This window comes from Agarivorans sp. DSG3-1 (assembly GCF_046774965.1).
In the GTDB taxonomy this organism is placed as follows: domain Bacteria; phylum Pseudomonadota; class Gammaproteobacteria; order Enterobacterales; family Celerinatantimonadaceae; genus Agarivorans.
Map to the genome: position 1 here is coordinate 3,406,894 of NZ_CP177241.1, position 11,160 is coordinate 3,418,053.

Annotated in this window: 12 protein-coding genes; 11 read left to right on the plus strand and 1 reads right to left on the minus strand. The window is 43.0% G+C overall.

The window, feature by feature from the left end:
* The first annotated feature begins 8 nt into the window (after nt 1-8).
* The 11 genes from plsX to ACLD71_RS15825 all read left to right on the plus strand — a co-directional run bounded on the left by plsX (nt 9) and on the right by ACLD71_RS15825 (nt 9,620).
* Entirely contained in the window at nt 9-1,034 is a 1,026-nt protein-coding gene (gene plsX / locus ACLD71_RS15775) for a phosphate acyltransferase PlsX (protein ID WP_137673297.1), read from the plus strand.
* A 7-nt stretch (nt 1,035-1,041) separates the two neighbouring features.
* Nucleotides 1,042-2,001 (plus strand): beta-ketoacyl-ACP synthase III, encoded by a 960-nt coding sequence (locus ACLD71_RS15780; RefSeq protein ID WP_411991292.1) that lies wholly within the window; start codon nt 1,042-1,044, stop codon nt 1,999-2,001.
* A gap of 15 nt (nt 2,002-2,016) precedes the next feature.
* Complete coding sequence (gene fabD / locus ACLD71_RS15785) at nt 2,017-2,949, plus strand: ACP S-malonyltransferase (RefSeq protein WP_411994867.1); 933 nt, start codon at nt 2,017-2,019, stop codon at nt 2,947-2,949.
* 13 nt (nt 2,950-2,962) lie between these two features.
* On the plus strand, nt 2,963-3,697 hold the full coding sequence (gene fabG / locus ACLD71_RS15790) for a 3-oxoacyl-ACP reductase FabG (RefSeq protein ID WP_411991293.1): 735 nt from the start codon (nt 2,963-2,965) through the stop codon (nt 3,695-3,697).
* Between the two features lie 165 nt (nt 3,698-3,862).
* Nucleotides 3,863-4,099: an acyl carrier protein gene (gene acpP / locus ACLD71_RS15795; RefSeq protein ID WP_016403339.1), complete on the plus strand. Its 237-nt coding sequence runs from the start codon at nt 3,863-3,865 to the stop codon at nt 4,097-4,099.
* A gap of 74 nt (nt 4,100-4,173) precedes the next feature.
* A complete protein-coding gene (gene fabF / locus ACLD71_RS15800; RefSeq protein ID WP_137673294.1) occupies nt 4,174-5,418 on the plus strand; it encodes a beta-ketoacyl-ACP synthase II in 1,245 nt (414 codons plus the stop codon).
* Nucleotides 5,419-5,490: 72 nt separating this feature from the next.
* Nucleotides 5,491-6,282 (plus strand): aminodeoxychorismate lyase, encoded by a 792-nt coding sequence (pabC, locus tag ACLD71_RS15805; protein ID WP_411991294.1) that lies wholly within the window; start codon nt 5,491-5,493, stop codon nt 6,280-6,282.
* A complete protein-coding gene (gene mltG, locus ACLD71_RS15810; protein WP_137673292.1) occupies nt 6,272-7,264 on the plus strand; it encodes an endolytic transglycosylase MltG in 993 nt (330 codons plus the stop codon). Before pabC ends, mltG begins: the two co-directional genes overlap by 11 nt.
* 4 nt (nt 7,265-7,268) lie before the next feature.
* Complete coding sequence (gene tmk / locus ACLD71_RS15815) at nt 7,269-7,898, plus strand: dTMP kinase (protein WP_303552826.1); 630 nt, start codon at nt 7,269-7,271, stop codon at nt 7,896-7,898.
* A 12-nt stretch (nt 7,899-7,910) separates the two neighbouring features.
* Complete coding sequence (locus tag ACLD71_RS15820; protein ID WP_411991295.1) at nt 7,911-8,834, plus strand: hypothetical protein; 924 nt, start codon at nt 7,911-7,913, stop codon at nt 8,832-8,834.
* Between the two features lie 6 nt (nt 8,835-8,840).
* Nucleotides 8,841-9,620, plus strand: a complete 780-nt coding sequence (locus ACLD71_RS15825; protein WP_411991296.1) for a TatD family hydrolase — start codon at nt 8,841-8,843, stop codon at nt 9,618-9,620.
* 108 nt (nt 9,621-9,728) lie between these two features.
* Here the strand turns inward: ACLD71_RS15825 and rsmF are convergent, their stop codons facing one another.
* Nucleotides 9,729-11,156, minus strand: coding sequence for a 16S rRNA (cytosine(1407)-C(5))-methyltransferase RsmF (gene rsmF, locus ACLD71_RS15830; protein ID WP_411991297.1), 1,428 nt, complete (start codon nt 11,154-11,156; stop codon nt 9,729-9,731).
* Between the last annotated feature and the right edge of the window lie 4 nt (nt 11,157-11,160).

Sequence of the window (11,160 nt, forward strand, 5' to 3'; positions counted from 1 at the left end):
TTTGCATTTTGCAAAAACTTACGATTGCAGTTGATGCAATGGGGGGCGATGTTGGCCCCCATGTTACAGTGCCTGCCGTTGCGCAGGCACTTAACTATTACCCTCATCTAAATGTTACCTTAATCGGTGACAAGCATTTTATTAATTCCCTATTGATTGAGCATAAACTCGCTCAGCATCCCCGCTTAGAATTTATTCACACCACTCAAGTTGTTACTGCTAACGATAAACCACTAACTGCTTTACGTTCTCGTCGTCAGTCGTCAATGCGTTTAGCCTTAGATTTAGTACACCAGAATCAAGCCGACGCCTGCGTAAGCGCGGGTAATACAGGCGCGCTCATGGCAATGGCAAAAGTTGTATTAAAACTTCTGCCAGGTATCGAGCGTCCAGCGCTAATTAGCCATTTGCCAGAACAAAATGGACGGGGTAGTTTACTGCTTGATCTCGGTGCTAATTCTAGCTGTGACTCTGAAGTGTTGATGCAGTTCGCAGTAATGGGGGCATCATTAGCCGAAAGCGTATGGGGCTTAAAGCACCCTCGTGTAGCCTTACTAAATATTGGTGAGGAACAAATCAAAGGTAATGATGTCGTAAAACAGACTGCGCAACTTCTTGAAAACTCTAACGCAATTAATTACATTGGCTTTGTTGAGGGTAATCAAATATTTAGCGGTAAAGCTGACGTAATAGTTTGTGATGGATTTGTAGGCAATATCGCGCTAAAAACCGCCGAAGGTGTTTCGCAGCTAATATTGGCTAAATTAAAGAAGCAGTTCGACGTAAACTGGTTTGCTCGTTTTATACTGACTTTGTTTTTACCAAGCTTAAAAACACAGCTAAAACAATTGAACCCCGACCAGTATAATGGCGCTAGTCTGTTAGGATTGCGCGGAATTGTCATCAAGAGCCATGGTCATGCCGATGAAACGGCATTTTTGCAAGCTATTCACCAAGCGGTTGCCGAAATACAGCAACAAGTGCCAAGCCGTATTACCGACAAACTAGAATCTTTATTAATGGATAAGCATTAAGTCATTTATGTACTCAAAAATATTATCTACAGGTAGTTATCTGCCAAGTAATGTAAGAACTAACTCAGATCTTGAGCAAATGGTAGAAACCAGTGACCAGTGGATCACTGATCGAACCGGCATTAAGGAACGTCGTATCGCTGCTAGTGACGAAACGGTCGCTGATATGGGCGCATACGCTGCTGAGTTAGCAATAGAACGAGCGGGTATAGATAAAAACGACATTGGCTTAATTATTCTTGCGACTACTTCTAGCGAAAACGCTTTTCCCGCAGCCGCCTGTGAAGTACAAGCTAAGTTAGAGCTACCTGGCGTGCCAGCTTTTGATATAGCAGCCGCGTGTGCAGGTTTCACCTACGCCTTAAGTGTTGCCGACCAATACATTAAAAGTGGTTTAGTTAAAACTGCGCTAGTGATTGGTGCCGATAGGCTATCGCAGATGTGTGATCCTGAAGATCGCTCTACCATTATTTTGTTTGGCGACGGTGCCGGTTGTGTATTGTTAGGTGCGAGTGAAGAGCCTGGTATTTTATCTACCCACATCCACGCCGATGGTCGATATGGTGATCTATTAAAACTCCCTCATCCTCAGCGTGGTTTGTCTGGCACTGAGATGGAGTCTTACATGAGCATGAGCGGCAATGAAGTATTCAAAGTGGCGGTTACTCGTTTAAGCGAAATTGTGACCGAAACTTTAGCCGCTAACAATATTGAGAAAACAGAATTAGATTGGTTGGTTCCTCACCAAGCAAACTTCAGAATTATTAAGGCTACAGCCAAAAAGCTAGCCATGCCGCTTGAAAAAGTTGTACTGACTTTAGAACGACATGGTAATACTTCAGCCGCATCTGTTCCTATTGCTTTAGACGAAGCAGTGAGTGACGGACGCATTCAACGCGGCCAGTTAGTATTACTAGAAGCTTTTGGTGGTGGTTTTGCGTGGGGCAGTGCCCTAGTCAGATTTTAATTATTAGGATAGATGATGAGTAAATTAGCATTTGTTTTTCCCGGTCAAGGTTCACAAAGCGTAGGTATGCTAGCTGAATTAGCCGGAGAATATGCAGTAGTTGCCGACACCTTTAAACAGGCTTCAGACGTATTAGGTTACGACTTGGCAGGACTTATTGCCAATGGCCCTGCAGAAGATTTAAACGATACGAGCCGCACTCAACCTGCATTATTAGCTGCCTCTGTAGCGCTATGGCGTTTGTGGAATGAAAAGGGGGGGCAACAACCCGCTATATTAGCAGGGCATAGCCTAGGTGAGTACTCTGCCTTAACGTGTGCAGGTGTGCTTGATTTTGCTGACGCGCTAAAACTGGTTGAATATCGTGGACAACTGATGCAACAAGCTGTACCAGCAGGTATCGGCGCTATGTCTGCAATTATCGGTTTAGGTAACCAAGAGATTATTGACGCTTGTGAAAAAGCGGCTGATGACCAAGTTGTAACAGCAGTTAACTTTAACTCACCTGGTCAGGTTGTTATTGCTGGCCACAAAGAAGCTGTAGAGCGCGCTAACGTTTTGTGTAAAGAAGCTGGCGCAAAACGTGCACTTCCTTTGCCTGTTAGCGTTCCATCTCACTGTGCATTAATGCAACCAGCAGCAGATGAGTTAGCTGGTTATATTGAAGGTGTTACGTTCTCTACACCTCAATTTGACGTGATTAACAACGTAGACGTTGCGATTGAGAAAGACGCTAAAGCAATTAAACTAGCGCTAATTAAGCAACTATATAGCCCAGTGCGCTGGACAGAAACGGTAGAAGCAATGGCAGTCAAAGGCATTGACTCAGTTTATGAATGTGGCCCAGGAAAAGTACTTAGTGGCTTAGTAAAACGTATTCATAAACCTATGGCTGCTGCGGCAATTAACGATTTAACGTCAATTAAATCAGCTTTAGATAACAAGTAACGAGGATTTATTAATGACCTTACAAGGTAAAGTTGCACTAGTCACTGGCGCAAGTCGCGGCATTGGCCGTGCGACTGCAGAAACGTTAGTAGCAAAAGGCGCTACAGTTATTGGTACAGCTACATCTGAGAAGGGTGCTCAAGCAATTGCTGATTACATGGGTGAAAACGGTACTGGTTTAGCGTTGGACGTAACCTCTAGCGACTCGATTCAACAATTGTTTGCGGCTATCAAAGCTCAATACGGGGATATCGATATCCTAGTAAACAATGCTGGTATTACTCGCGATAACTTGTTGATGCGCATGAAAGATGACGAGTGGGAAGATATTATTAATACTAACCTAACGTCTATTTTCCGTTTGAGTAAAGCGGTACTTCGCTCAATGATGAAAAAACGAAACGGCCGAATCATCAGTATTGGCTCAGTCGTTGGCACCATGGGCAATGCAGGCCAAGCGAATTACGCTGCTGCTAAAGCTGGAGTACTTGGTTTTACGCGTTCTTTAGCACGTGAAGTGGCTTCTCGCGGAATCACAGTAAATGCGATTGCCCCAGGATTTATTGAAACAGATATGACTCGAGCACTTGACGATAATCAACGTGGTGCTATCTTGTCGCAAGTGCCTATGGCACGTTTAGGTGGTGCTCAAGAAATCGCCAAAACGGTTGCCTTTTTAGCCAGCGAAGATGCTGCTTATATAACAGGTGAAACTATTCACGTTAATGGTGGAATGTACATGGTTTAAGCAGTGGCTTAAAAAATGTGCAAAAAATTGATAGATCGCAAGTTTTTTACAAAAATAACTACGAAAAACGTGGTTAGACCACTACGGTTAGGCTTGCAAAGTAATTCGGTTTGAATACACTATCGCAACAACGCAGAAGCGTATTTACTAAGGAAAAATATTGTCATGAGTGCAATTGAAGAACGTGTTAAAAAAATCATCATCGAGCAACTTGGTGTAAGCGAAGACGAAGTTAAAAACGAAGCTTCTTTCGTAGATGACCTAGGCGCTGATTCTTTAGATACAGTAGAATTGGTTATGGCTTTAGAGGAAGAATTCGATACTGAAATTCCTGATGAAGAAGCTGAAAAAATCACTACTGTACAAGCTGCAATTGATTACGTTCTAAATAATCAAGATTAGTAAAAAAGTGGGCGACGTCAGTCGCCCGTTTTGAATCCCCCTAAGATAAGTAAATCCCCCCTGGAGGCATTTCAGTGACTAAGCGTAGAGTCGTTGTTACTGGTATTGGTGCTTTATCACCAGTAGGTAATACCGCTGAATTAACTTGGCAAGCTATTAAGGCTGGTCAAAGTGGTATTGGCCCAATCGAACACTTTGATGTAGAAGCATTCCCAACCCGCTTTGCCGGTTTAGTGAAAGACTTCAATGTTGAAGAGTTCATGACTAAAAAAGACGCCCGTAAAATGGACGCGTTTATTCAATACGGTATTGCAGCAGGGCTTATGGCCTTTGATGACGCAGGTATTGAAGTAACTGATTCAAATGCTCACGGCATTGGGGTTTCAATTGGCTCAGGCATTGGTGGCCTAGGTCTAATTGAACAAAATCATGAAAATTATTTAAAGAATGGACCACGTAAAATTAGTCCGTTTTTTGTTCCTTCAACCATTATCAACATGGTGTCAGGACATTTATCGATAATGAAAGGCCTAAAGGGCCCTAATATCGCTGTTACTACCGCATGTACTACAGGTGCTCACGCTATTGGCTTAGCGGCGCGCATGATCGCTTATGGCGACGCTGAAGTGATGTTAGCCGGTGGTGCAGAAAAAGCGTCTACCCATTTAGGCATGGGTGGCTTTGGTGCTGCTAAAGCATTATCTACTCGCAACGACGACCCAACGAAAGCAAGTCGTCCGTGGGATAAAGACCGTGATGGTTTTGTACTCGGCGACGGTGCTGGTGTCGTAGTGCTTGAAGAATACGAAGCCGCTAAAGCGCGTGGCGCTAAAATCTACGCAGAGCTTGTTGGCTTTGGCATGAGTGGCGATGCATATCATATGACTTCACCACCAGCCGACGGTGATGGTGCAGCACGTTCTATGGCTGCAGCCATTAAAGACGCTGGCATTGACGCTTCTGTGATTGATTATATCAATGCGCACGGTACGTCGACACCTGCTGGTGACGTAGCTGAAACTCAAGCGGTGAAAAATGTTTTTGGTGATCATGCTAAAGATGTATTGGTTAGCTCAACTAAATCGATGACCGGACATCTATTAGGTGCTGCGGGCGCTGTTGAAGCGATTATTTCAGTACTCGCTATTCGTGATCAAATCGCGCCGCCTACCATTAACTTGGAAAACCCAAGTGAAGGTTGTGATTTAGATTATGTTGTTGGCAGCGCTCGAAACGCAAAAATTGATTACGCCTTATCTAACTCGTTTGGTTTTGGCGGCACAAATGGCTCGTTAGTATTTAAGAAAATTGACGCATAATCTTTTTCAACGCTACAGCTATTCAAAGCCTGATGTTATCATCGGGCTTTTTTATGTTTAGGGATATCGCTTTTGCAGGGCTCTGAGTTATCTGCGCTTGATCGCGGATTTAATTATGGCGATGGTTTCTTCACGACAATGTTGGTGAAGAAGAGTGAAGTAGAACTATGGGACTATCACCAGCAGCGTTTGTTAAATGCTCAGCGAGTCTTAAAGTTTCCAGAAATAGACTTAGAGAGCTTACTTGAACAGGTAAAGCTAAAGGTTGCTGGCCGTCAAATCTGCGTGGCTAAAGTCGTTGTTAGTCGTGGCCAAGGTGGGCGAGGGTACGCTCCTCCTAAAGTGGTTACGCCAACTATCTTAATTAGCACTGCTGATTATCCCAAGGCTTATAATGATCTGCAAAAAAATGGACTCCGAGTAGGCTCTGCTACTCAGCGCTTGTCCTATGGTGGCCTTTATTCTTCGGTTAAAACTCTAAATCGTTTAGAGCAAGTTATGCTAAAGATTGAAGCTGAAGAACGTGGCTTTGATGATTTGGTTTGCTTAGATATAAATGATCACGTTGTTGAGGGTGTGGCTTCTAACTTGTTTTGGGTAAAGGGAAATTACATTTATACGAGTGATCTTGGCGGAGCCGGTGTTGCAGGTGTGCAACGTCAGTTTCTTCTGAATAGTATTCAGCATTCGCCTTATCAACTTAAACTCGGTACTTTTTCATTATCCGATTTGTTAGGTGCAGATGAAATTTTTATGAGTAACTCAATTATCCAGTTTGCTCCAGTTAAGCAGTTTGATGAACGTAAGTTTAATCAGTTTCCTGTTTGTCGATGGTTTCAAGATTTGGTGAATAATGTTTCGTAAATTAGTTGTTATTGTTCTACTTTTTTCTCTAGCAGGCTTTGCGGCTTACACATGGTTTGATGACTATCTGAATACTCAGTGGCAGGAAGCACGAGACACTCAATTAGAACAAATTGAAGTGAGCTCTGGCGATAATTTTTATCGAGTTGCTCAAAACGTATTTCTAGATGCAGAGCAAGATAATTGGTGGCTAAGAGTGTGGTTTAAACTTCATCCTCAGCATAGCCAAATTAAAACTGGTCATTACCAACTACCGCCTGAACTTAGCTATGCACAGCTTACCGACATATTAGCAAGCGGTAAGGTTGTGCAGTTAAAAGTAAGCTTGATTGAAGGCGAAACGTATACTCAATTTTGGCAAAAGCTCAACCAAACTAAAGGTATTAAAGCGAGCAGCAAAACTGAACAAGAGCTGTTAACTTGGCTTGGTAGTGAATTTACCAAATTAGAAGGTTTATTGCTGCCAGAAACCTATTTCTTTGTTCATGGCACTCCTGCAGAAAACATTATTAAACGTTCTTTTGTAGCACAAGAAAAAGTAATTGCAGAGCAGTGGGACAAACGTAATAAAAAAGTGCCGCTTAAATCACCATACGAAGCCTTGATTTTGGCCTCAATTATTGAAAAAGAAACGGGAGCCAAGTTTGAGCGGCCGCGCATTGCGTCGGTGTTTGTTAATCGCTTAAACAAAGGTATGCGTTTGCAAACTGATCCTACGGTTATTTACGGAATGGGCGAGCGTTATGATGGCAACATACGGCGTAAAGACTTGCGAGAAGCCACGGCCTACAATACTTACGTGATTCGCGCTTTACCTCCAACGCCAATCGCGATGGCTAGCGAAGATGCTATTATTGCCGCGCTTAATCCTGAAAAATCGAACTATTACTATTTTGTAGCCAAAGGTGGCGGTGAGCATTACTTCTCTAAGAATCTTGCGGAACACAACCGAGCGGTTAGAAAATACATATTAAAGAAGTAACAACATGACTATTGGTAAATTTATTGTAATAGAAGGTCTAGAAGGCGCTGGTAAAAGTACTGCGGTTGCCGCTATTCAGGCATTATTAAGCGAACGAAAAATTCCATTTATTAATACTCGGGAGCCTGGCGGCACGCCAATAGCTGAAGCATTACGAGATATCGTGAAGCAGGGCGTCGGCGAAGAACAAGTTTGTGATAGCACCGAGTTATTATTGATGTATGCTGCTCGAGCACAATTAGTTGAAACACGCATTAAACCTGCTTTAGCAAGTGGTAAGTGGGTTATTGGAGATCGACACGATCTCAGCTCACAAGCCTACCAAGGCGGTGGCCGCCAATTGGGTGTTGAAAAACTTGCTGCCATCAAGCAGATTGCCATTGGCGATTTTGAACCCGATCTCACTCTTTATTTAGACATAGAACCAAGCCTTGGTTTAAGTCGAGCTCGCCACCGCGGTGAACTAGATAGAATTGAACAACAAGCCTTAAGCTTTTTTGAGCGTAGTCGAGCGGTATATCTAGAGCAGACGGAGAGCAAACCCAATATCGTTAAAATAGATGCTAGCCAAAATATTGAGCAAGTCGCTAGCGACATCTCTCAGCATCTTAAAGATTATCTAGCCGGTTTATAAGCGAGAATTACGATGAGTTTGCCGTGGTTAGGAAAAGCCTGGAAGCAGTTATCAGCCCAATTAAGCGCAGATACTTTCCCGCAAAGTTTGCTACTACGGGGAGAAAAGGGGCTAGGTAAGTTGCAGTTAGCCCAGTTTGTGGCCAAAACAATTCTCTGCTCCGAACAACAACACCAAGCCTGCAATCAATGCCACAGTTGTAAATTGGTTGATGCTGGCGCTCATGGAAGTTTGTTTTTACTTAACCAAGACAAACCTAAAGTTGATGATATTCGTGCACTAAGCCTGTGGGCTAATAAAACCAGTAGTATTGGTAAAAATAAAGTCGCGATCATACAAGATATTGCTTTGCTGAATATGGCATCCAATAACGCCTTGCTAAAAACCTTAGAAGAACCGGTTGCAGATACTCGTTTTATTCTAGTTAATCATCTACCGTTCAAAGCAATGCCAACCATCCTTAGTCGCTGTCAGTTGTTAACCATCACAACCCCTGAACGAGACTTGGTGAAGCACTGGTTAAGTAAACAGAAAATAAGGTTAGATGATAACTTCGCGTTAATATACCGATTTTGTAACGGTTCCCCGCTAACTATCGCTGAGTTTTATCGAGACCAAACCTACACCGAACTAGAACAGTTTTTATTGCAGTTCAGACAAATGGTTGAAGCAAAACCTAACAAATTGGCCGAGCTGATTCAGAAAGATAGCAATAAGTTACTTTGGCTAGGTCAAAGTTTGGCCTTAAGTTTTAGCATTGCCAAAGGTTTAGATTCGCCAGCAGTTTTTCCACAACTTGCACTAAATTCTAGTTTAAAAAGCACGCTAGGGCGGGCTTACCAAGACTGGTTATGGCTAAACAAACAATTAGAACAATTTCCCGGACTTAACGTGGGCCAACAGCTCTACCCGTTGTTTGCCGAATTTAAGGATTAACAATACGTGTTAGTAGATTCACATTGTCATTTAGACCGACTTGATTATAAAGACAAACATCAAAACGTGGCTGAGGCCCTAGCAAAAGCAAAAAATGTAGGGGTAGATTATTGCCTTGCCGTTGCTATTTCGCCAGACAAGTTTCCCAGTATGATGGACAAAGTAGGGGAGTTTGATAATGTATTTGCATCTTGCGGTATGCACCCTCTTTATGTTCAAGACCAAGCTTTTGACTTAGAGCTGATGGAGTCATACTTGAGCCACCCTAAAGTTGTTGCAGTGGGTGAAACTGGCTTAGATTATTTCTACGCTAAAGAGCACAAAGATCTACAGCATGAGGTGTTTACTCAACACATTAAGCTGGCGGTAAAACACCAAAAACCCCTAATTATTCATACTCGCGACGCGCGAGAAGATACGCTTAACTTATTGAAACAACATAATGCAGAGCGCTGTAAAGGGGTATTGCATTGTTTTACCGAAAGCTTAGAAATGGCGCAAGCGGCGATAGAGATGGGCTTTTACATTTCGGCTTCCGGTATTATTAGTTTCAATTCGGCAAAAGAGCTACAAAATACCTTCAAACAGTTACCGTTAGATCGAATTTTGGTTGAAACAGACAGTCCCTATCTAGCACCCGTTCCCCATCGTGGAGATGAAAACCAACCCGCTTATACATTAGATGTGGCAAAATGTTTGGCTAAGATCAAAGGGGTAAGCTTAGAAGAAGTAGCAGAGCAAACAACGAAAAACTTCTTCGATTTGTTCAGCTTGGCTAAGCCTTAAAAAAACGGCTCCACTCTAGTCCTTGAGCGGAGCGTAGGGGAATGGCTCTGTGTAGAGCCTTGCGCTAATAGTTTGCTAAGTGTAGTAGCAAATACTGTATTTGCAAGTTCACGCCAGCCCCTTGTCTTTAACCAATTCACGTGGGTAAGAGTTTTTAATTTTGTTTCTAATCCACTTACCTAATCCTATAACTTGGCCTTTATAGCTTAGTGCTACTTCACCTTTATTCGAGTTTGGATAGGCAATATCTTTCCCTTGATAAAACTCATGGGCTTGTTGACCATTTAACTCAATGAGGCTGTTGCTGATGTTTGCACCTAGAGCTGTTATTGCATCGTGGCTTGTTCTAAAGCCGTGTTTAAACTCTTCGGCTAATTTCACTCCTACTCGTTCAAAACGCATCTCATCTTTAACTAACAAAAAGCTGTTAGGTAATAACCAGTAGTCGCTGCCTTTGATAAATACCGAGTAATCAGTTGGCAGTGTAAGGCCAAACGATTCTAAAAAGTGCAGTTGTATGGCGCTTTTTTGCTTTGCGCTTGCCGCTTGATAAGCAAAGGGCTTAATTCGCTTTTTAATTACTTCAGTAGGCATTGATTGGTCTGACTTACGTAAAGCAGCAACAAAGAACCCTTCGCTGTTAAAGCGTTGTGGCCAAACGTGCAAATACCCTTCAGGGGTTATGGCTTTTTGGCAATCAGGAAAAAGCTGACTCAGACTGATTGGTTCAAAGCTATTCGGGTATTGAAGATTAACCTTATCAATCACTTGTTGGTTTTCTTGTTGGTTAAGAGTACAGGTTGAATAGATGACCGTTCCACCTGGTTTTAGTGCATGTAGTGCACTGGCCAATAGCTCACTTTGCAATGCAGCAATACTCTCGACATGCTGTTCACACCAGTTATCCAAAGCTTGTGGGTCTTTTCTTAAAGTGCCTTCACCAGAGCATGGAGCATCAAGTAAAATGGCATCAAATTTCTCTGGCATCCACGTGCCAAATATTTCGGCACTGAAGTGGGTGATAGCGGCATTTATTACTCCACAGCGAAGTAAATTGGCGCTTAACACTTTAACTCTACTCGCGGAGAACTCATTGGCAACAATAGCACCTCGCCCTTTAAGCTTGGCGGCCATTTGAGTGGTTTTGGACCCGGGCGCTGCGGCAGCGTCTAACAACAGACTATCGTTGTTAGCATCAAAGCAATGAAATAGGGCGCTTACCGGTAACATGGAACTGGCTTCTTGGATGTAAAACAGTCCAGCCATATGTTCAGCTGTGTTACCTAAAGATACGTTCTCGTTTTCACGTTCAATCCAAAAGCCTTCTTTGCACCAGGGGATGGGTTCTAGTCGCCAGCCGTTGGCCTTCGCTAACTGAGTGAACTGATCCACATCGGTTTTTAAGGTATTTACCCTAATACTTTTGCGCATTGGTTGCTGGCAAATCGCTTTAAAGCTAGCCAAACTCAGGTCGCTGGGAAGGTCTTTTTCAATGCGCTCTATGAATTTGGCTGGGAAGTTAATTGGTTTAGTCAAAACG